This is a genomic window from Paenibacillus sp. AN1007 (assembly GCF_040702995.1).
Classification (GTDB): Bacteria; Bacillota; Bacilli; order Paenibacillales; family Paenibacillaceae; genus Paenibacillus.
In genome coordinates this window covers 4,412,540-4,433,609 of sequence record NZ_CP159992.1, presented here as the reverse complement: position 1 = coordinate 4,433,609, position 21,070 = coordinate 4,412,540, and the positions used below count along the sequence as shown (strand labels likewise).

At 49.5% G+C, this 21,070-nt stretch carries 29 protein-coding genes and 1 pseudogene; all 30 read left to right on the top strand.

Annotation, left to right across the window (positions count from 1 at the left end; translation table 11 throughout):
• The first annotated feature begins 23 nt into the window (after window positions 1–23).
• The 30 genes and pseudogenes from ABXS70_RS20075 (at window position 24) to ABXS70_RS19930 (ending at window position 21,045) form a co-directional block, all read left to right on the top strand.
• Window positions 24–224 carry a hypothetical protein gene (locus ABXS70_RS20075; RefSeq protein ID WP_366290317.1) on the top strand — a complete coding sequence of 67 codons (201 nt, stop codon included), beginning with the start codon at window positions 24–26 and terminating at the stop codon, window positions 222–224.
• Entirely contained in the window at window positions 224–1,687 is a 1,464-nt protein-coding gene (locus tag ABXS70_RS20070) for a phage tail sheath subtilisin-like domain-containing protein (RefSeq protein WP_366290314.1), read from the top strand. Before ABXS70_RS20075 ends, ABXS70_RS20070 begins: the two co-directional genes overlap by 1 nt.
• 169 nt (window positions 1,688–1,856) lie before the next feature.
• Window positions 1,857–2,264 carry a phage tail tube protein gene (locus ABXS70_RS20065; RefSeq protein ID WP_095288940.1) on the top strand — a complete coding sequence of 136 codons (408 nt, stop codon included), beginning with the start codon at window positions 1,857–1,859 and terminating at the stop codon, window positions 2,262–2,264.
• A 154-nt stretch (window positions 2,265–2,418) separates the two neighbouring features.
• A complete protein-coding gene (locus tag ABXS70_RS20060) occupies window positions 2,419–2,853 on the top strand; it encodes a hypothetical protein (RefSeq protein WP_293202845.1) in 435 nt (144 codons plus the stop codon).
• Between the two features lie 35 nt (window positions 2,854–2,888).
• Entirely contained in the window at window positions 2,889–3,011 is a 123-nt protein-coding gene (locus ABXS70_RS20055; protein ID WP_260410751.1) for a hypothetical protein, read from the top strand.
• A 24-nt stretch (window positions 3,012–3,035) separates the two neighbouring features.
• Window positions 3,036–4,808 (top strand): hypothetical protein, encoded by a 1,773-nt coding sequence (locus tag ABXS70_RS20050; RefSeq protein WP_342554605.1) that lies wholly within the window; start codon window positions 3,036–3,038, stop codon window positions 4,806–4,808.
• Between the two features lie 56 nt (window positions 4,809–4,864).
• Entirely contained in the window at window positions 4,865–5,494 is a 630-nt protein-coding gene (locus tag ABXS70_RS20045; RefSeq protein WP_342556256.1) for a LysM peptidoglycan-binding domain-containing protein, read from the top strand.
• Window positions 5,491–6,480, top strand: coding sequence for a phage portal protein (locus ABXS70_RS20040; protein ID WP_366290310.1), 990 nt, complete (start codon window positions 5,491–5,493; stop codon window positions 6,478–6,480). The genes ABXS70_RS20045 and ABXS70_RS20040 overlap by 4 nt, the downstream gene beginning before the upstream one ends.
• A complete protein-coding gene (locus tag ABXS70_RS20035; protein WP_366290307.1) occupies window positions 6,473–6,883 on the top strand; it encodes a hypothetical protein in 411 nt (136 codons plus the stop codon). Before ABXS70_RS20040 ends, ABXS70_RS20035 begins: the two co-directional genes overlap by 8 nt.
• On the top strand, window positions 6,876–7,331 hold the full coding sequence (locus tag ABXS70_RS20030) for a DUF2634 domain-containing protein (protein ID WP_366290304.1): 456 nt from the start codon (window positions 6,876–6,878) through the stop codon (window positions 7,329–7,331). Before ABXS70_RS20035 ends, ABXS70_RS20030 begins: the two co-directional genes overlap by 8 nt.
• 4 nt (window positions 7,332–7,335) lie before the next feature.
• Entirely contained in the window at window positions 7,336–8,475 is a 1,140-nt protein-coding gene (locus tag ABXS70_RS20025; RefSeq protein ID WP_366290301.1) for a baseplate J/gp47 family protein, read from the top strand.
• On the top strand, window positions 8,462–8,707 hold the full coding sequence (locus ABXS70_RS20020) for a hypothetical protein (RefSeq protein WP_366290298.1): 246 nt from the start codon (window positions 8,462–8,464) through the stop codon (window positions 8,705–8,707). Before ABXS70_RS20025 ends, ABXS70_RS20020 begins: the two co-directional genes overlap by 14 nt.
• Window positions 8,667–9,257, top strand: coding sequence for a YmfQ family protein (locus ABXS70_RS20015; RefSeq protein ID WP_366290295.1), 591 nt, complete (start codon window positions 8,667–8,669; stop codon window positions 9,255–9,257). Before ABXS70_RS20020 ends, ABXS70_RS20015 begins: the two co-directional genes overlap by 41 nt.
• On the top strand, window positions 9,257–10,561 hold the full coding sequence (locus ABXS70_RS20010) for a tail fiber protein (RefSeq protein ID WP_366290292.1): 1,305 nt from the start codon (window positions 9,257–9,259) through the stop codon (window positions 10,559–10,561). Before ABXS70_RS20015 ends, ABXS70_RS20010 begins: the two co-directional genes overlap by 1 nt.
• Before the next feature lie 74 nt (window positions 10,562–10,635).
• Window positions 10,636–11,052 (top strand): DUF6838 family protein, encoded by a 417-nt coding sequence (locus ABXS70_RS20005; RefSeq protein ID WP_366290289.1) that lies wholly within the window; start codon window positions 10,636–10,638, stop codon window positions 11,050–11,052.
• A gap of 30 nt (window positions 11,053–11,082) precedes the next feature.
• Window positions 11,083–11,322, top strand: a complete 240-nt coding sequence (locus ABXS70_RS20000) for a hypothetical protein (protein WP_366290286.1) — start codon at window positions 11,083–11,085, stop codon at window positions 11,320–11,322.
• A pseudogene (locus ABXS70_RS19995) lies at window positions 11,322–12,636 on the top strand (phage tail sheath family protein). The gene ABXS70_RS20000 and the pseudogene ABXS70_RS19995 overlap by 1 nt, the downstream one beginning before the upstream one ends.
• A 1-nt stretch (window position 12,637) precedes the next feature.
• A complete protein-coding gene (locus tag ABXS70_RS19990) occupies window positions 12,638–13,096 on the top strand; it encodes a phage tail tube protein (protein ID WP_272038895.1) in 459 nt (152 codons plus the stop codon).
• Between the two features lie 230 nt (window positions 13,097–13,326).
• A complete protein-coding gene (locus ABXS70_RS19985) occupies window positions 13,327–13,749 on the top strand; it encodes a phage portal protein (protein ID WP_366290283.1) in 423 nt (140 codons plus the stop codon).
• A gap of 203 nt (window positions 13,750–13,952) precedes the next feature.
• The gene (locus ABXS70_RS19980) at window positions 13,953–15,935 is read left to right on the top strand and encodes a hypothetical protein (RefSeq protein ID WP_366290280.1); all 1,983 of its coding nucleotides are present in this window, start codon (window positions 13,953–13,955) and stop codon (window positions 15,933–15,935) included.
• Entirely contained in the window at window positions 15,936–16,634 is a 699-nt protein-coding gene (locus ABXS70_RS19975; RefSeq protein ID WP_366290277.1) for a phage baseplate protein, read from the top strand.
• A 13-nt stretch (window positions 16,635–16,647) separates the two neighbouring features.
• Entirely contained in the window at window positions 16,648–17,430 is a 783-nt protein-coding gene (locus tag ABXS70_RS19970) for a hypothetical protein (protein WP_366290274.1), read from the top strand.
• Entirely contained in the window at window positions 17,403–17,657 is a 255-nt protein-coding gene (locus tag ABXS70_RS19965) for a hypothetical protein (RefSeq protein WP_366290271.1), read from the top strand. Before ABXS70_RS19970 ends, ABXS70_RS19965 begins: the two co-directional genes overlap by 28 nt.
• A gap of 6 nt (window positions 17,658–17,663) precedes the next feature.
• Window positions 17,664–17,921, top strand: coding sequence for a DUF2577 family protein (locus tag ABXS70_RS19960; protein WP_366290268.1), 258 nt, complete (start codon window positions 17,664–17,666; stop codon window positions 17,919–17,921).
• Window positions 17,918–18,331, top strand: coding sequence for a DUF2634 domain-containing protein (locus ABXS70_RS19955; protein WP_366290266.1), 414 nt, complete (start codon window positions 17,918–17,920; stop codon window positions 18,329–18,331). The genes ABXS70_RS19960 and ABXS70_RS19955 overlap by 4 nt, the downstream gene beginning before the upstream one ends.
• Window positions 18,324–19,382 carry a baseplate J/gp47 family protein gene (locus tag ABXS70_RS19950; RefSeq protein ID WP_366290263.1) on the top strand — a complete coding sequence of 353 codons (1,059 nt, stop codon included), beginning with the start codon at window positions 18,324–18,326 and terminating at the stop codon, window positions 19,380–19,382. Before ABXS70_RS19955 ends, ABXS70_RS19950 begins: the two co-directional genes overlap by 8 nt.
• On the top strand, window positions 19,379–19,924 hold the full coding sequence (locus ABXS70_RS19945) for a putative phage tail protein (RefSeq protein ID WP_366290260.1): 546 nt from the start codon (window positions 19,379–19,381) through the stop codon (window positions 19,922–19,924). Before ABXS70_RS19950 ends, ABXS70_RS19945 begins: the two co-directional genes overlap by 4 nt.
• Complete coding sequence (locus ABXS70_RS19940) at window positions 19,925–20,326, top strand: hypothetical protein (protein WP_366290257.1); 402 nt, start codon at window positions 19,925–19,927, stop codon at window positions 20,324–20,326.
• On the top strand, window positions 20,327–20,635 hold the full coding sequence (locus ABXS70_RS19935; RefSeq protein ID WP_366290254.1) for a hypothetical protein: 309 nt from the start codon (window positions 20,327–20,329) through the stop codon (window positions 20,633–20,635).
• Window positions 20,635–21,045 (top strand): hypothetical protein, encoded by a 411-nt coding sequence (locus tag ABXS70_RS19930; protein ID WP_366290252.1) that lies wholly within the window; start codon window positions 20,635–20,637, stop codon window positions 21,043–21,045. The genes ABXS70_RS19935 and ABXS70_RS19930 overlap by 1 nt, the downstream gene beginning before the upstream one ends.
• Window positions 21,046–21,070: the final 25 nt, after the last annotated feature.

The following is a 21,070-nucleotide window of genomic DNA, read 5'->3' as shown; positions in this document are numbered from 1 at the left end:
GAATCCATGAGGTGAAGAGAAACATGCCCAGCTCGGTGAACAAAAAGATAACGGTTCTTCCGCAGTATACGCGGGCTGAACTGATGAATCATTCGGAAGCCCTCTTTGCCGTGAAGGCAGAGGTGCTGGTTGGTGCGCTGCACGAAGCGGCGCAGCAGACGTTTTCTATTGAAGAAGCACAGGTACGACTCAACCAATTTTTGAAAGCGAAGGTGAAGGAATAATGGCAGGTGGAACATGGGAGCAAACCAATCGTCCGGTACTTCCGGGCTTATATATGAATTTTCAGGCGGCAGCGTCTTCGGCCATTCAGGCAGGCAGTCGTGGAACCGTTGTTGTGCCGGTGAAGGCTAATTGGGGTCCAGTTGGCACATTTGTGGAAATTGGCAGTGAAGCAGCCATTGATCGTACGTTTGCGGCAAATGCAGGGGATAACGGGACGGCGTATACGTCTCTGAAGCTGGCTTTGCTGGGCGGCCCGAAGAAGCTGCTTGCATATCGTGTCGCAAGTTCGACCGCCCAAGCAGCTGCTCTGACGTTGAAGGATAGTGACGGTGCGGATGTGCTGCAGCTTGATGCGAAATATCCGGGCGACCGTGCCAATGGATTCTATGTGACGATCCAGCCGGGTGTCATTGATAATACGAAGTTTGAAGTGCGTCTGTTTGAAGGAAGCCGCATGCTGTACGCGCTCCTGACGGCAGACGTTACGGCGGCTGCTCTGGCCAAAGCGATGAATGCGGATGAGCAGAATATCTGGATCACAGCTAAGGCGATTGGAGATGGGACAGGAGAGGTTGCGAACGTATCGGGTGCGGCGTTCAAAGGCGGCGTAAGTGGAAACGATGCGCTGACTAATGCGGAATATATTGCTCTGCAGGGAGCACTGGAAGGGGAGCAGTTCGATGTGCTGGCACTGGATCATGCGGCAGATGCAGCACTGCTTGCCAGCTATGCTGCATGGGTGAAGCGTGTGCGCGGTGAAGGTAAACCCGTGATGGCTGTATTTGGCGGCTCCACAGCAGATGACACTTCGGCGACTGCAGCTCAGAAGGCGGCGACACGTTCACATACACTGAACCATGAAGGTGTGATTAATGTGGGCACGGGCGTGCGTTTGGGCGATGCGTTCTACAGCTCTGCTCAAACATCCGCTTATGTAGCGGGTCTTATTGCCGGACAGCGTCTCAATGAATCGACAACGTATGCGGCAGCGCCGTTTGATGATGTCACCCGCCGCTGGACACGCGCCGAACAGGAGCAGGCTGTACAGAATGGGGTATTTATTTTCTTCCACGATGGCCGCCGGGTTAAAGCGCTTCGCGGTGTGAACACCCTGGTAACACCAGCTGCCGGACAGAATAATGCCTGGAAAAAAATTCGTTCCATCCGTGTAATGGATGCAATCAATACGGATCTGCAGCGTTCCGCAGAAGATACGTATATCGGCAAAGTGAATAATACGGAGGAAGGTCGTCAGGCACTCATTGGTGCGATGAAGGCCTATTTGGCGCTGCTGGCACAGAGCAATGTCATTGAAGCCGAAGGGTATGACGTCGTTCTCGACCCGGCATATTACGGTGCCTCCCCGGTGCTGAAACCGGAGGCAGATCAGGTCTTCCTGCAGTGGAACGTGAAGCTGACGGATGTGATGGAGCAGCTGTTCGGTACGTTTTACGTGCAGTAAGGAAGTCTTGACAGCAGGTTAATAGGCAGGTAGATAAACGATTTGGTAAAAGCAGAAGGACATGCTGAGCGGATGGTCTGCAGGAGGAATTGCGAGCGGAAGAGGGTTCTAACCGCGCAGTTATACCGTGTAAGGGCAGCCGCTCAACCATAATAAGGAGGAATTATACATGTTGGATGCATCAAGAGTGATTCTCGGTACACATGGTCAGCTGCATATGGATGGCGTATGGCAGACAAACATCAACAAGCTGGAGGCCAGCGTGGAGATTGAGAAGCGGGAGCTGAATCTGGTCGGCAATGACTGGAAAGTACATAAAAACGGAGCCAAAAAGGGTACAGGTACGATGACAGGTTACAAAGTCACATCCGATATGATCCAGCGTGGTTTCACTAAATTTCAGATTATCTCGAAGCTGGATGATCCCGAGTCGTATGGACATGAAAGTGTGCTGCTGAAGGGATGTATGGTGGATAAAATCCAGCTCGCCAACTGGACGGCAGGCGAGGAAGTGCCTGAGGAGACCGGATTTACTTTCGAAGGATTTGAGCTGCTGAATCCGATTGTGGCGAACTAGGCTCCGTATAACAATTGCGAAGAAACAAACAAGAACACTAATGCAGGCCGAGGACATCTCGGTCTTTTTGGTGTCTTAGATGACCTTACTAGGTGAAGCTGAAATGTCAGCCGTATAAGAGAACATATGGGAATAAAAAAGGAGAATACGACTTATGAGCATGAACGAGAAATTGTCCGAGGAACAGATTCTGGATCAATTGTTTGAAGCAGCGGAACGTCTGCCTGAAGAGAATGTGCGCATTCAGCGTCTGGACCTGCTGCTTACTTTGCGTGGACTGACTTCGTCCAAGGTGGATCAGATTCGCGAGCGCTGCACGATTCGCAAGACGACGAAGGGGCGCACCGAGGAGAAAGTGGATACCGAAACATTCAATGCTCTGCTGATTTCCGAGGCCACAGTAAAAATGAATGTCCGCGGACTGGAGCTGTCCGGCTGGGGAGACAATCGCATCACGGGCCGCATGAAGCTGTCCGGTGGAGAGCAGGCGGTTCGCCGCATGCTTCTGGCGGGTGAGCTGGATGCCGTTGGCGATAAAGTGCTGGAACTGTCCGGCTTCGGCGTGGAGATTGAAGACCTAAAAAACTGATTCGCTCCGGCGGGATGACGACGTTCCTCTACCACATGTGGGTGCGTCATCATCTTCGTCCCGGAGAGTTCTGGTCTTTGCCGCGCGGCGAGCGCTCGCTGCTGCTTGCGTTCTCGGAAGAAGAGATGGCCGCGCTTAGCGCTCAAATGAATCGTTAGTTCAACAAGGCAGGAGGTGAACAAATGGCAGAATTGATTATTGGATTATCCCAATCCAATACACAAATGAAGACCACCCTTCGTTATCTGGATCAAATCCAGCGCTCTACCGAACGCTTGGGCAGGGTGCGTTACCAGAGCCTGATCAAAGTAAACAATGAGCTCAGAACAACGGGCCGCAGGCTGGAAAGTATCTACAGCACCGCTGTACGTTTGAGTCGGCTGCGCATCACACCCAAAATCGGACTGGATGATCAGTTAAGCCCGGCTCTGGATCGTGCTTTGGTCAAACTGAACAGTTTCCGCAATCAGTTAGTGAAGGCTTCGGGAACGGTGTCGGTTGAGGTGAAGCAGAAGGTTGAAGTGGCGATGGGGAAAATGACCCCGGCGAGCGCCTCTTCCATGTCCGTTGTGATTGGGAGTCACAATACAAATACAACGATTAATAATGTGGCTAAAGAAGAGGGTAAGGCATGGTGGGAAAATGCCGACACAGTATTGAATATCTTTAACAATGTTGGTGACCTATTTGAGAAGGGTAAGAAAGTTAAAAATTGGTGGTCTGAGCGAAAAGCTAACAAGAATAAAGCCGCCAATCCAAGTGAACCTGTTGGAAGATTTAGACGAATAGACTTGAAAGATAAACCAGCAGCAGCTCCGACACCCAAAATACTGACAGATACCTCTGACCGTGCCTTTAAAGAAGCATTGAGAGATGCAAAAACCGGTAAGAACGAAGTTGGAAAATTTGCTTCATCTTCACCCTCATCTCCGAAGGCTCAAATAATTACCGACACGTCAAATCAAACGTTTAAAGAAGTTATGAAAGATTCGAAATATGCAGCGAACAATGCTGTTGGAAAATCTAAACTCAGCTCTGGTCTAATGTCTTCTTCACCCATGGCGATGTCCAACTTTTTCTCAGGTGATGGAATGATGGGGAAGTTGGGCGGAGGCCTTGCCAAAGGAGCTAAGAGATTGCTGGGTCCGATCAGCATGCTGGCGGATGTAGCTGACATTGCAAGTGCACCTCCTGAAGAAAAAGGCCGTGCGATCGGCTCTATGCTTGGAGGTTCCGCAGGTACTGCGCTTGGCAGCGCGCTGGGAACGCTGATCTCACCAGTGATTGGAACATACGTAGGGGGTGCAGTTGGAGGCTGGTTGGGAAGTGAAGCAGGCGGCTGGATTGGCAGTAAAGTACAGAATATCGGAAACTTCTTTTCCAAAGCGTCTGAGGGAGCAGGTAAAGCAATAACTGGAGTAGCGGATTATTTTTCTGAGAAAACAAAAGGGCTGACAGAAGGCATCTCGAATTTCTTCGGTTTCGGTTCGAAAAAGGAAGAACAGACCGCTCCGCCTGCAGCAGCATCCTCATCGCCTTCCGTGCCGGCAGCACCGCAGATGCCGCCGCCATACAGGCCGGCAGCTTTATCAATCACTGGTCCTGAAGCTTACATGAATAATCAGTTGGGTACATCAACCTCCGCGGGTTTGATGGGCGCCAGTATGATGCAGTCCCAAGCCATAGCCGTTCATAACACCGCTCAATCGAATAGTAAAGCTTCCCCGATGACGGTTCACATTTCCGAAGAGCAGATGGGCAGTCTGGCGGGTTACCTCAAGGATTTCAAAACCGAAACAACGAACCAGATCGATGTCCATATTGCGCCGGGAACGGTACAAGTGACAGTTCGCGAGAACGCTATAGATTACGATATTGTAAGTCAACAGGTGGGACAGCGGATTACTAACGAGCTGCGCCGCGCGATGCAAAATCGCAAAACGATTATGGCCTAAGCAGAAAGGAGGCCGCAGATATGTCTGTACTTAAAGATGAAGTTGGACCTAACCAAATGTCGTTCACGTTGAAGGACGGCAGCACTTCGTTTCAATTTCCGGTCAACCCGGAGGAGGTCAACATCTCCAGATCCAAGGGGTACGAAACAATCCAGATGCTGGAGCATGGCGAATTTGATTTTGCGCAGGGGGAGAAGGTGAAGGAGATCACCTTCTCTTCTTTTTTTCCCAAAGAGTACGACGAGTCCTATTGTACGGTGACGGACATTCCCGATCCGCGCGTGGCGATGAATGTGCTGAATACGTTCCTGATCTCCAAAAAGCCGCTGCGTTTCATCATTTCCGGGACCGGAGTGAATGTGCCGGTGTTTCTGATTTCGCTTAATTCGAGCTTCCGCGGCGGAGAGACGGGAGATATTTATTTTGACCTGACCCTGCGAACCTGGCGGGATTCCAAAGTGGAGAAGGTGGGTTCGGGGGCTGCCGCAAGTAAGTCTAGTTCACGAACAGATCTGAAAAAGACGAGCAGGACCTATACCGTCAAAGCCGGGGATTCTCTGTCAAAAATAGCGAAGCTTGAGCTGGGGAACAGTTCCAAATGGAACGAGATTTACAAGCTCAATGCCAAAACGATCGGCAGTGATCCGAACCGGATCAAGCCGGGGCAAAAGCTGGTGATGCCATGACCTACAAAGTCATTGTCGATGACAAGCATGATGTCACCAACCTGGTCGAGACGATCACACTCAAGGATTCGCTGGATCAGATCGCCTACCAGGCGAACATTCGGCTGGCAGTGTCGGCTTCTTCCGGGCTGCCTGCGATTTCACCGGGAATGCCGGTACGGATCAGCGGGGTTCCTTTTGGCGAGAAATCAATGGTACATCTGCTGCATCCGGCAGTTATCTGGGAAATGGAAAGCTCAAACAGCGGCACAAAACGCTTGTCCCTCACGGTCTACGACCGGATGATTTATCTCGAAAAATCAGAGGACGAATTCCTCTTTCCCAAGGATCAGACCGCTGTGCAGCGGCTTAAATCGTACGCCAAGGAATGGAAAATTCCTCTGGCTGCAATGCCGGAAATCAAGACCAAGCTGGGCAAGGCGGTGTACCGGTCGCAGACGATTTTTGCAATGATGTTCGCCGACCTCAAAGAAACCGCTAAATCCGGGGGAGAGATGTACCATCCGCGGATGACGCCCGGCGGGCTGCAGCTGTTCAAGGTAGGGAGCAATACCAAGGTGCATGCTTTGGATCGGCTGATCGATCTGACGCAGCTGCGTACGCTGGAGGGGGCAGTCACCAAAGTAAAGGTGATGGCTGCGTCTGAATCTGGCGGTAGTGGCAAAGAGGTGCCTTCGAAAGTGCTGGCGATTGAGCAGGGGGATACAGAACAGCTGGGTACGCTGCAAAAACTGATCGAGGACGATCAGGTGAAAACAACCGGCGCCGCCAAAAAGCTGGCAAAAAGCAAGCTGACGGGTATCCAGGAGACATTTACGGTTTCGGTCCCGGATATCAATACCATTCGCGCCGGAGACGCGGTCACGCTCAAAGGGTTGAAGCTGATCGTCATGTCGGTCAGCCGTGATCTGTCGGCTGGGCCGGGCACAATGACGCTGGAGCTCGGTACGGCGGAGCTGGTAAAAAGGAGGGTTTACCTTGAGTAAAGAAGATCCGTATGGGCACTTTGCCGATGTGATGCGGGGAGCGATGAGTAACCATTCCCGCCAGGCGGTGAGCGGCCTTGGTGCGGTGCTGGGTACGATGACAGCGTCCGGTGTGAAGCTGGACGATTTCAAGCACGAAGTGCAGGATTATCTCGTGGCCGAGCTGCCTGGGACATTATATTTGCCGGAGCGCGAGCTGGCTGGCGCCATCTCCGGCATATCTGACGTGGCAAACGGCGGTACGACAAGCACGGGACGGTTTCTTTTGCAAAAAGGGGAAGTGGAAGAAGCGGTTTGGTCTTTGGGAAAAGGCCTGATGGCCGGGGACCGTGTGCTGGCGATGCGGGTAAATGGCGGTAACGATATTGTGGTGCTGTGTAAGGTGGTGAGTGCCCATGCCTAGTTTATTTCCGGAAACGGGTATGGTCTGGGGAGATGAAGAGGACTTGTCGGGTGCGGCTTCGGAGGAGGTACGTTTTGGACGGAGCTGGCGCTACGACTATGATGCCGGTGATTTTGTGCTGACCCCAAGCGGCAAAGTGGCTGCGGCAGACGCACATGAGGCGTGGGTCCAGTGGTGCATCAAGGCGGTGAAAACCCCGCGTTACAGACATGTGATCTACTCCCGAGACTATGGCTCGGAACTGGAGGATCTGGTGGGCCAGGGGGACAGCCGCGGTGTGATGGAAAGTGAGATTGCCCGGATGGTGACGGAAACGCTCCTCGCGGATCCGCGTACGGATGCGGTGGACCAGTTTGCCTTTGACTGGGACCGGGAGCAGTGCCGGTTTTCGTGCCGGGTGATGAGTGTGCAGGAAGAGACGTTTATTCTGGAAAGTGAGGTGATCTGACGGGATGGCTGAGATTCCGCGTTATTTGGAGGACCAGACGGAGGAACAGATCATGCAGCGTATGCTGGATCGTCTACCCGCGGATCTGGATAAGTCGGAAGGTTCGTTTTTGTGGGATGCAGAGGCTCCGGCAGCCTTTATGCTGTCCGAAGCAGCATTGTGGGCGCAGGAGCTGCTGCGGCGTGGATTTGCCAGCACGGCAGCAAGCCGTGATCCGAATTTTCGTTCGGAGGAGCTGGACTTGCGGGCGGGGGAACATGGCATTACACGCCGGGCGGCGGTCGCAGCACAGGGCACAGTGAAATTTACGGGTGAGCCGGGTAAAGTGGTGCCAGCAGGAACGGTGGTGGCTACACTTGCGGACGAAGTGTCTGGTGAAGCATCGCTGGAATATGAAACCGTGAGCCGTGTGGAGCTTGGTGAGGATGGTGTCGGGACTGTAGGCATAAGAGCACTCGCTGCCGGAAAAGAAAGCAATGTACCCGCAGGCACCGTAACCGTGCTGTCTACACCGGTAAGCGGCGTAACATCTGTGGTGAACACAGATGTGATTAAGGGCGGTGCGGACATCGAGGCAGATACCGCGCTGCTGGAGCGCTTTTATGCCAAAGTCCGCAACCAGGGAACAAGCGGCAACAAGGCACAGTATGTGCAGTGGGCCAGTGAAGTGCCGGGCGTCGGGGCAGCGCGGGTGATCCCGCTGTGGCAGGGGCCGGGTACGGTTGGACTGTATCTGCTGGACACGGACAAGCGTGCTGCAGGCTCAGATCTGGTGGCTGCAGTGCAAAAATATGTTGACCCGACGCAGGATGGACAGGGCGAAGGTGCTGCCCCGGCTGGACCTGTCGTGACGGTGATGCCGGCAGAGGAAGTGCCGATGAACATTCAGGTGAAGCTTACGCTGGCAAGTGATGCGGCGCTGGCAGATGTCCGGGCATTAATCGAACGCGGAGTGACCGCGTATTTGAAGCAGCTTGCTTTTGCCGACCCTCTCGTGCGGTACACCCGCATCGCCGCAATCCTACTCGACATTCCGCCGATTATCGACTATTCGGAGCTGACTGTGAACGATGTCAGCGACCAAAATATCGAGATGACCGCCAGCCAGGTGGCTGTGCTGGGGACGGTGGATGTCTATGAGTAGTGTGGGGGTAGAGGTGAGGGGGTCAGTCGACAAGATGGATGGACAGGCATTGGTGAATGTCCTGAATTCCTTGGTGGAGAAGCTTGACGGAGCCGAGGCAGATTTGGGACCAGGATTAAGTTATTTCCGGGCGCAGCAGTCCCGTGAGCGTACCTCTTCCTCGAATGTGAATAGAAAGGAGGACACAGGACATGAATGCTCCTTCTGCTGTACATGCTGGACTGACGAGTGAGAAGGGCCGGGAGATGTTCTCCTATTTGCCCCGGTACTATGAGACTTCCCGTGTCATGCAGGCCGATATGCAGGCCAAAGGTGCGGAGATAGATATGCTGTATCAGGCTCTGGACGAGACGCTGGAGCAGTTTTTTGTCCGTACGGCGACGTGGGGACTGGACTTTTGGGAGCAGGAGCTTGGCATAGAGACGGATCGTCTCAAACCTGTAGAGCAGCGGCGTGCTGTGGTAGAGTCGAAGCTGCGCGGGGCAGGCAAGTTTTCGGGCAGGCAGGTAGCTAACGTGGCTGAAGCGTATGCCGGGGGCAAGGTTGATGTCAATTTTCAGCCTGAAGCGTGGAGCTTTACGGTGAGCTTTGTAGATACCATGGGCATTCCGCCCAATATTGATGATCTGAAACGAGCCATTGATGAGCTGAAGCCGGCCCACATGGCTGTGGAATATAAATACCGTTATCTGGTCTGGGACGATCTGGACAAGAAGCAGAAAACTTGGGATGAACTTGATGCTGCGTCCCTGACGTGGAATGAACTGGAGGTGTGGGCGTAATGCCAAAAGAAACGGATCGATTGAAATTACCTCTTCCCTTGGGGAACGAGAATGTGACCCGGGAGAGTATTAACAGGATTTTTGAAAAGATTGATGCTGGTGTGGCGACACGTGAAGCAATTCTTATATCTGCTGGCTCTGATCTTAATAGTTATATTACAGAAGGGGAGTATTATTGCCCGGAGAATGCCACGGTAGAAACTTTAGCTAATTCTCCAACAGGTGTAGCTTTTCATTTGACGATAGAAAAACATGCTGGTGTCGTCCAAACTCTAACAACTTTCGAGCCGAGTGACTTACAAGTTTTTCAACGCAACTACTATTTCGGATGGGGTTCGTGGAAAAAAGTACCTACAAGGGACGAAATTCAACAGCTGCAGGAGGAACTCCAAAACGCAACCATCCCGCCTGCATCATTGACTGAACCGGGGATAGTACAGCTGTCCAACAAGACCGACGGCACGTCCGAGACGGTGGCGGCGACGGAGAAGGCGGTGAGCGCAGCTTTTCAAGCTGGAGTTGAGCGAAAAGCGGAAGTGGTTGCCGCGCTTAACTCCGTCGGCGTATCAGCAACCACAAATGAATCATGGGATAAACTTATTCCCAAATTATCATCAATAATTCTTGCAACAGGAGATGTAACAAGTGATGACGTAATAGCTGGTAAAACGTTTAGCAATGCAAATGCAAATGGCTTAACGGGTACTATTCCTGATCGTGGAACTGGTGGAACAGTTGTACCAGGGGTTGTGGACCAAATTAAAGCGGAAGGACGATATACGACATCAATTATAATTAAAGGTGAGCCTAATCTTATAGCTGGGAATTTGCCTAAAGACAAAACATTTTTTGGTGTAACAGGGGCTTTAGAACGTATGACTACATCTGAAAAACAAAGCATAGCGAATCAGATAACAGCTAAAGGTGTACGGGCAACGACGAGTGATTCGAATGCCGTACTTGCCCAAAAAATCAGTATGATTGAAACTACAAAGTATACTCGAGATAGTACTTATGCCTCTGAGGGAAGAGTTAGTGTTAGTGGGATCGCATTCAGACCTAAAATGGTCAAAATGTATGGTCGTTATGCTAATAACGATGATAGATTCACTGTTTGTTTTCTCTTTGATGAAGCTATTCATCGCGTTTACGGTTTTATCACCCCAGATACGAGTACTGATGGTACTGGAATGTCTGGATTCGGAGGTACTATTCGAGAAAATAAAATAAGCAGTAATGGGTTTAGCGTTACTAACTACAATTGGCAATATAATCAGATTTTTTGGGAAGCTTGGGGCTATTAAATGTGGGTTTATCATTGTCGAACAGATAATATTTTTAAGTTTAGAATGGAAATCAGCAAAAAAGGAGGTGAATCATGACCACAACTCAATTAACCACTGCTATCGCTGCAAAACTATCATATCATTTCATTGATATCCCAATCATTCCTGCCTATGAAGCCATCCCAGAAGATCAAGGTCTAAGCTACCGTCTAATCACAGCAAAACTCACTCGTGAACGCAGTGATCGGTTTGTTCAGTCTCATATCTTCGAGATCCGTTGGCTGGATGAGAACAGCATTCCAGAGGGATTGCCAGACAAGCTCTTTGAAGCACTGGAGACCATTGAAGTCGACGGAACACCTTATCGGGCAACGGAGCTGCGATGGAAAGCGTGGGGGGAGACACCCAAACTGTGGGTGTATTACACGATGCGAACCACCAAAGTGTCGGGGTCCTCCGGTCCAATGCAGCAGCTGGAACAACGGCCAACTGCTTTGAAATTAACATAACAGGATGAACTTATTTTAGGGGGAATTATTATGAAAGGAATAGGAGGCGCACTCGCGATGTTCACCAAGAAAGAAGCAGATCGAAAGAACCTTGAGGTAGATCAGCAGCATAACGATACCAAATACAGCAAAGCACAGTTTGCCGAAGCCCGGCAGTTTAGCCGATTGGAGAAAGATATTCTGGCAGCGCTGCTGTTGGAGCAGCAAACTTACACCGTGCAGGAAGCACAGCAGCATATTCAACAATTTATGAATGGGGAGGCACAATAATGGCTGGAGGAACATGGACAACTCAAAATAAGGTACGCCCTGGCGTATATATGAATTTTGCATCGGAGGGCAAACTGCCCGGAACGGTTGGAGAGCGGGGAACCGCAGCTTTGGCACTTCCTCTGTCCTGGGGACAAGCGGGTACAATCCTGACGGTACAAGCAGGTGACGATGTACAAACGAAACTCGGTTACGACTGGACAGCACCACAACTGCTGCTGGTTCGTGAAGCTTTAAAACGTGCACAGACCTTACTTTTGTATCGACTTAATGCTGGGACGAAGGCCAAGGCCGCTTTGGACACTCTTACAGTAACTGCTCAGCATGGGGGTGTACGCGGCAACGATTTGGCAGTTGTTATTTCGGCCAATATGAATGAGCCAGAGCAATTCGATGTATCTACTTTGCTCGCTGGCAAAGAAGTGCACAAACAGACGGTGTCCACCATCGGTCAGCTGCAATCCAATGCATTTATCACCTTCACTGGCGAAGGTACACTTACAACTACTGCGTCACTTCCGCTAACAGGTGGAGAGGATGGCGCATCTACGAACCAAGAGCATGCCGATTTCCTAAGCAAACTGGAGGTGCTTGATTTCAACACGGTTGGTCTGATCTCAGACGATGCATCACTGAAGTCCGTTTATACTGCATATATCAGACGTTTACGTGATACAGAGGGCAAGAAGGTACAGCTGGTGCTTTCCAATTACCCGGCTGCGGATCATGAAGGCGTCATTAGTGTCAAAAATGGGGTTGTGCTTGCAGATGGTACAGCTCTTACACCGAAACAAGCCGTAGCTTGGACTGCTGGTGCAACCGCAGGAGCTAATCTGAACGAATCCTTGACATTCCGGGCGTACGACGATGCTGTGGATGTAAACGGACGGTTGACCCATACCGAAACAGAGACGGCGCTGCGTAACGGGGAGTTTGTATTCACAGCGAGCAGGCCGTGCGCTGGTTGAGCAGGATGTGAATACCTTACGTTCGGTGACACCGGATAAGGCGCGCCATTTTGCCAAAAACCGTGTGGTCCGTGTTTTGGATGGCATCGCCAACGACATGAAACGTATTTTCGAATCCTATTACATCGGTAAAGTAAACAACAACGAGGATGGACGCAGCCTGTTCCGTTCCCAATGTGTCACATATCTGAAGCAGCTTCAAGATATTGGAGCGATTCAAAACTTTGATTCCAAAACGGACATTACCGTGCTTCCGGGCAGTGAAACCGACAGTATTTTGATCGAAGTGCAGGTGCAGCCTGTGGATTCCGTTGAAAAAGTATACATGAAAGTGAAGGTGGTTTAAGATGGCATTTCTGAAAGCAAGCGATACGATCTCCGGCCAGGAGGGCCGCGCATACGCAACGATTAATGGACAAACGGAAGAGATGTTCTATGTGAAGACGCTGGAAGCAACGGTGGAGAAGCAAAAGGCAGAGGTCAAGACATTGGGCCGCCGCGGCGTGCAGCACAAAGCAACAGGCTGGTCCGGCTCGGGTTCCATGACAATTTTCTATACAACTTCCCGTTTCCGCGAACTGATGCTCGAGTACATGCAAAATGGCGTAGATACCTACTTTGACATTGAAGTAACCAACGAAGATCCTTCATCCACCATTGGCAAACAGACCGTGACTCTCAAAGGTGTCAACCTCGACAGTGTGATCATGGCATCCCTGGATACCGAGGCCGAGGCGCTGGAGGAAGAAGTGAGCTTTACATTTGAAGATGTAGATATGCCTGTATCTTTTAATTTGCCGAAGTAAACACAATGCGTGGATAGCTCGTATCCTAAGAGAAATAATGATCAATCGAGCATCGGTTTTGTAAAAGAAATCTGTGCAGCCTGCCTGTGTTACGGGCTATTTGGCGTGTCATAATTCTTCGAGTATCGCTTCAACTTTATGCGGCGCTGCTCGGTATTTATAAACTCACACAATGACTCTTTCGCCGCCCTACGCGGCGAAGAGTTTTAACTTAGAAGGAGGAACTACACATGAGTGGATTGAGTATGTTTTTTGCACAAAATGCGGCAGCAGATACAACGGAGGAATTTATCGTCTCGCCTCGTTTCAAAGACGACAAAGGTGCGCCGATTGCGTGGAAGCTGCGCAGCATGACCGAGGATGAGAACCAAGAATGCCGCAAGGCGGCTACCCGCAAAATCAAAGGCAAGAACGGCGTTTACACACCTGACATTGATGCCAATGATTACATGGCTCGTCTGATGACGGCAAGCGTGGTGTACCCGGATTTGAAAAATACCGAACTGCAGCGTTCCTATGGCGTGATGGGTGCGGAATCGCTTTTGCGAAAAATGCTGCTGCCTGGTGAGTTTGCTTCGCTTGGGGAACAAGTTCAGAAATTGAATGGCTTTAACCAGGACATGAACGAACTGGTGGATGACGTAAAAAACTAATCAAAGAGGGCGATTCCGAAGCCAATCTGGCGTATTACGCTCTCCATGAATTAAAGATTTTGCCGCATGAGCTAATGGCCTTCTCGATGCGAGAAAGGGCCGCGATCTATGCGATGATCCAGGTCCGGGTGGAGGAAGAGAAGAAAGAGCGGGCGAGAAGCCGCACTCGGAAGAAATAATGAAGGAAGGAGGGAAATGAAAGTATGTATGCCATGTTTGCAAGGTTATATGTCATGTCCAACCGAATGATTCAGCAATTTCAACGGATGCCTGCGGCGATCAGTACTGCGTTTAGCTCTGCGCGTTTGAACAGCATTGCTGCTGCAGGTAATCTGCTTCGAGAGGTATCTCAGGAGCAGGCTAAAGTGAATGCGGCTTTTGCTGAAGGGGCTCAGCGAGTCAGAGCCTGGATTGGCATGATCAAGTCAGCAGGACAAGCCGTTCTGTCCCCGGCAGCACAGGAGGAGGACCTGAAGCATCGGTATATGGCTGCAGCAGGCGATGATGCTCAGGGAGAGACGATATTTAATCGTTATCGAGCAGAAGGATTCAAGAGTGGACAGAATGTAACGGATGGTTTACAAGGTGCACTGTCCCTTATCCCATATGCACAGAATACAGATCAGATGGACAAGCTGCGGGATATGGCTAAACGGATGAGCATGTTATCTCCAGATGGCAAAAACATGTCAGACGCAGCAGGAGCCTTAGTTGCCGCCATGAATGGAGATAATGGTGATCTGGCTAAGTCTTTTAATATTCCAGAAGGAGTGTTAAACGGGGCAGGGCTGCAGCAGACGATTGATGCATCCAATCTGGACGGGTTTATTCAGAAGTTAGATGTGATTTTGCAAAAGCAAGGCTACACCCAACAAGCTTTCGAAACCATGCTGGATTCACCTCTCCAGAAGTGGAATGCACTTGTAAACCAATTCAATGGAGTACTTGGTCAGATTGGACAGGCAGCCCTCATGGCTCTGACACCTCTATTAGATCGATTGAATGAAGCTTTTGCCAATGGAGAATTTACGGGCATAATTGAATGGATCAGCAATGCATTTATGGTAGCTGCTAACGCACTGAAGATGCTGGTCGATGGTATCTTGTATATCGCTGCTGTAATTCAGCAGAACTGGGATATTATTCAGCCGATCCTGATGGCGTTAGCGATTGTAGTTCTGGCTTTGGTCATTGCCCAAGTTTATAGTCTCGCTGCTGCTTGGTTATTGCTGAATTGGCCGATTCTGCTTGCCATTGCTGCCATCGCAGCAGTCATTGGTATCTTGAACATGATGGGCGTATCAGGAACCGAGATTTTAGGAGTAATTATCGGTACATTTATGCTGCTTGGAGAGATGGTAAGAGTAGTGATTGCGAACATGTGGAATGGCTTCGCTATCTTCGCAGATTTCATAGCAAATGTGTTTAATGCCCCGATCTATGCAGGGAAAAAACTGCTCTATGATTTAGGAATGTTCGCATTGCAGACATTTTACAATATTATAGTAGGGATCGAGGGGTTTCTTGGGAAAGCAATGGGGGCAATTGGTAAAGTGGCTTCCTTTATCAACGATACTTTTGGCACGAATTTGGCAGTCTTGTCCGAATCTGATATCAACATCGTGGGCAAAAACGTCAAGGGATGGATGGACACTATTAAATTAATGGAGCCTCAGAGTGATAAAGATGTATTCCATATGAAGCGGATGAACGGAGAGTTCGATCCCAAGGTACTTGATAATGGACAGGATGTATCAAAAAAGTTATTTTCAAAAATACCTTCTATGCCCAATCCAAACTCTATAGACACAAATTTGCCTGGTGGATTCGGGAACGGTTTCGGCAAGAGTGCGAACCCCAAAACTCCTCCCATGCCATCCATACCAACAGCACCTGCCCCCACAAACATGAACAATATGAGTAACCTCAACAAGATTAACAATATCGGACAGGTGGACAAAATCGGTGATGTGGACGGCACCGTGGACGTAACGAGCGAGGATCTGAAACTGATGCGTGAGCTTGCCGAGATGCAGGCGACCCAGCGCTTCGTCAGTCTGACACCAACGGTGCAGGTGACGACAGGTGATATAAATAGTGGTCATGATGTAGACAGTATTATTAGTAAAATTACCGATGGACTGAACAGTCAGATCGTTTCCAGTGCCCAGGGGGTGTATGGATAAGTGGACTATTCGATTCAGTTAAGCTTTAACAACCGTGCGGAATATATTTATTTCCCGGTTATACCGGAGAGTATTGAGTTTTCAGATGCAGGGGACGGAAGTACGTTTAACGTTAGCCGTCTAGGGGAGATCAATGTGATCAAGTCCCCAAAACTTCGTGAAGTAAGCTTCAGCGGTATTTTTCCGGCTGATTACAGTCCATATCATTACAAATACGACGCTAGAGACCCCGGAGCCCCGAAAGAGTTATACCGTGATCCCTATGAGTATGTGAAGGATATCATCCGCTGGATGCAGACAGGACGACCCGTCAGGCTGATCTTTTCCAGTGCAAGATATACGGTCAACATGGCTGTCTCCATCGAGAGCTTTGATTGGAAGGAGACAGCGGGTACGGTAGGGGATATTCAGTATGATCTCAAGCTGAAGCAGTATGTTTTTTATGCCGCGAAAAAAGTAGAACCTGTGAAGAACAGTCAGAACAAGACTGCGGCTTCGAAAATGAAAACCAAAGCCTCTCGGCCGAATGAAAAAGTAAAACCCAAGACCGTCACGCTGAAAGCTGGAGACTCCCTGTGGTCTGTCGCCAAAGCTCATCTGGGTGACGGAGCACGCTGGAAAGAGCTGCAGAAGCTGAATGGCATCAAAGACGCACAGCTCAAGAAGCTGCCCGTTGGACTTGTTATTAAGCTTCCGTGAAAGGAGGGACGATATGCAGCAGGTGATCCATCTGGACAACCGGAAATTGATTGAGAAGGAAGAGCTGTTGTTGGATGACAAACAAGGTAACATCTGGGACATCAGCGATATTGCTGGCGATATTTCGTATAAAACCTCTCGAATCGGCAAGCCATCCTCTCTCGAATTTACGTTGATTAAGGGCAGCATATTTCAGAATCGGAAATTTAGTTACGAGAATGGATATGTTGTACGATACTCTCATGGGAAAGAAGGTATATTCTATGGATATGTTTTCTCAGTGGACAGCAGCAAGGACGAGAGTGTGAAGATCAAAGCCTATGACCAGACACGTTATCTCACCGCGAATCAGACGTATCAGTTTGTTAACGCCACAGCGGCGGATGTGATCAAGCGTATTGCAGCGGATTTTCAGCTGAAAACGGGTGAGTTGAAGCAGCCCAAGTATGTCATTCCACGTATGCTTTTTGATAATAAAAAGCTGATGGATATGATCTGTGAAGCTTTGGATCGGACGCTGATTTATGGCGGTAAAAACTATATCTTTTACGATGATTTCGGCAGGCTTACCCTTCGGGACGTAGAAGAGATGCCCTATGGCTTTGTCATTGGGGATCACAGCCTGCTTACGGATTACAGTTACACAAGGTCGATTGACGAGCAGACCTATAACAAAATCAAGTTGTATCGGGATAACAAGGATACGGGCAAACGGGAAACGTTTGTGCATCAGGATTCAGGCAGCATCCGTCGATGGGGGCTGCTTTTTTGTACCAAAAAGCGGACGATGGTCTGAATCAAGGTCAGATTGATGACATGCTGAAAACGCTGATGACCCTGCGTAACCGGGAGACACAGACGTTGAAAGTCGATGCTCTTGGCGATTTCAAGGTGAGAGCCGGAAGTTTCGTCAACATTCAGATCGATGAATTGAAGATCAATCAATATTTTCTGGTGGACGAGTGTACGCACAAGGTACAGGGGGGTGTGCACACAATGTCACTGGATTTGAAGGTGGTGTAACCAGTAATGATGCTTGATGTGATTAAAAAAGCGGCGGTGGCCGCTGTAGATGCCAAGTCACCCGTACAGATTATGTACGGAAGCGTGACGAACACGCAGCCTTTGGAGATCACCGTGGAGCAGCGGCTTGCACTGAGTGACCCTTTTCTCGTACTCACGGAATCGGTAGCCCAAAAAAGCTGGATGATGGGAGACTCGGCTTTGTTGCTGCGTGTACAGGGTGGGGACAGTTATGTTGTATTGGATCGGCTGGTGAAGCCATGATTCCTCAAGGTTCTCAAATAGGTGGAGAAGATCAGGAAGAAGTTTCGGTGCTTCCGAGTCTAACTTATGTGCTTCAGGCTTCAGGGCAGCGCATTGGAAGGCTTCAGTTAGACGGAAAAGAGGCAGTTAAACAGGCAGTGTACAAAGTTTTGTCCACACGTCGTTATGAACATCTGATTTATTCGCCTGATTACGGCATGGAATGGTCTTGGGAAGGTATTTCCGGGAAATCCATGGTTGAATCCGAACTGGAACGCTGGATTCAGGAAGCACTTCTTCCAGACGACCGAATTTCGGAAGTCACCGAATTTCATTTTGTCCATGAGCCGGATGGAGTCAAGGTTTCTTTTACCGTAACAACGGATTTCGGAAGCTTCAGACAGGAGACGGAGGTGAACATGAATGTATGAACAGGAAACATTTGAAGTCATATTGACCCGGATGTTGGACAAGGTTCCGGATGGCGTGGACAAGCGGGAAGGCAGCATCATCTATGATGCCCTCGCTCCAGCAGCGGTGGAGATGGCCCAGATGTATATTGAATTGGATATCAACGCCAATCTGAAATTTGCGGATACCGCTTCGGGTGAGTATCTGGATCGCGCGGTAGCGTGGTCAGGCATTACCCGCAAACCGCCTACGAAGGCGCGTTGGTCTGCAAGCTTTCGAGATAATGCGGGCAAACCTGTGGATGTTCCGCTGGAAAGCCGTTTTTCGACAGGCGAACGAGTATATAGAGCTGTGGAGCGGATCACCGCAGGGCAATTTTTGCTCGAAAGTGAGGTTGCTGGTGCGGAAGGCAATGAGTACACCGGGACACTGTTACCCATTGATTACATTGCAGGACTGACCACCGCCGAATTAAACAAATTGTTGGTTCCAGGGGAAGACGAGGAGACCGATCAAGCTCTGTATGATCGTTATCAGGACAAAGTTTCTCGCCCGGTCACAAGTGCGAACAAGTATCAATATGAGCTGTGGGCGCGGGAAAATTCCGGAGTTGGCAAAGCGAAGGCATTTCCGCTGTGGAATGGTCCGGGCACGGTTAAGGTGGCTTTGCTCAATAATGAGATGCATGCTCCTGCTGAGGGCATCATTGAGGCCGTGCAGCAGTATATCGATCCTACGCAGGATGGCATGGGCGAAGGGGCCGCCCCCATAGGCCCTGTTGTCACAGTTGTGGGGGCGGAAGAAGTCCCCATTGATATCGAAGTACAGGTTACACTCGCTTCAGGATCAACGTATGAAGGCGTGGAATCTTTGATTGAGACGGGGGTGACGGCATATCTGAAAGAACTGGCTTTTGCTGATCCGCTCGTTCGTTGGACAAGGATTGCCAATGTCATTCTGGATATTCCGCCTGTGATCGATTACAGCAATCTGCTGGTCAACGGCGGCATGTCCAATCTGGAGATTGCACCGGGAGCTGTCGCTGTGCTGGGGACGGTGAAGGTGACGTGAGTAAAGCGGATGTATTAATGAATCTGCTGCCTCCGCTCTATGAAAATGTGCTGGAGATGCAGCTTCTGACGCAGACGGAAGGCGCAGCATTAGACCAGCTTGCTGCTGGGGTAGAAGATGTACTGCAGCAGTTTTACCCGGAATCAGCAACCTGGGCGTTGCAGCGATATGAACGGGATTTGCAGATTCCGATCAACCGGGCCAAACCGGACGATCAGCGCCGATCCGTCATCATCTCCAAAATGCGCGGCAGCGGCAAAGTCTCAGGCTCCATGCTTAAGAACGTTGCCCAAGCGTACGAAAATGGGGGCATTGATGTGTCGGTCGATTCAGGGAAGTACCGTATCTTGATCCGTTTTATCGATACGTGGGGATTGCCGCCTAATCTGGACGATCTGAAGAATGCGATCGAAGATATTAAACCCGCCCATATGATGGTAGAGTACCGTCTGAGATATTTGACCATCGCCGAGGTAGAGAGCATGACCTTGAATGAAATTGAACAAATTCGGCAGGATAAATTCGCAGGAGGTGGAGCATAAATGAATGAACCAAAGACACCCAATCTAGGGCTGAATAAAATTGATCGTTCCTCGCCATCAACGACCTATTTTGATCTGGATAAGTATTTGGATCAGAACTGGGAGAAGATTGATGAGAGCGTGGCAACAAAGGATGAAGTAGAAATGTTACGCCGAGTGATAAGGGAAAACGATATTCCAGATGCATCCCTTATGGTCAAAGGTAAGACCAGATTAGGAAACGAAATAAACAGCTCTGAACAGACAGTTGCAGCAACGCTTAATGCAGTAAATCTCGCTCGTCAAAATGCAATATCAACTGCTGCGTCAGATGCCACAACAAAGGCTGATACAGCACAGTCAAATGCTAAAACTTACACTGATGCAAAATTTGATGAATCGGACCTATGGGGGGCGTTATAGATGGCTACAATAGCAAAAAGGTTTTATAGAGGAGTCCCAACATCGTCACTGACAACTTCATACACCGTTCCTGCTGGTGCATTAGCAATGATAAAGGCGGTTAGTGTATGCAATATGACAACCACTGCCGCTACATTTAGAATGGTAATAGCAGGGTGGTATATCATATTTGACCACCAAATTAAAGGGAATGACACGATAACTATCCCGTTCTTAGATCAGATAATTAACGCAGGGGAGACTATTCAATTTTCATGCACTCCTGCTGGCGCAGTATCAGTATTTATCAGCGGTAAAGAGGTGACATAATGCCAGGGATAGATAACTACTCGTTGAACAATTACGGAATAGATGGATTCGATAAAAACGCAGATTTAGAGTTAATTGCTTCTGGGACATTGACGAACGATACCAGCTTGATGCAAACTTATCGTTTTGTAGATGATACTAGCAATGGTTTATTGCCATTTCTAAAAGTAGACTATCCTTTTGGATCAACAGTACCAAACATTGTAATCGCCAGCTTCGGCACTGGCACAAGAGCGATGTTAATCAGAGGTCTTAAAAATAGTAACGGTAATTTTTTTGTCCTTTTCTTCACCGGAAATTCACTAGCCGAGTTATCTTCTAGAGACGATACCGCTTATATCAATTCATCGGGATTTAGAATTCCCGTCAACGTTTCAGGTGCAAATTACACTTGGAAAGCTTACGTCTGATATTTTCAGAATTAATGTCATTACT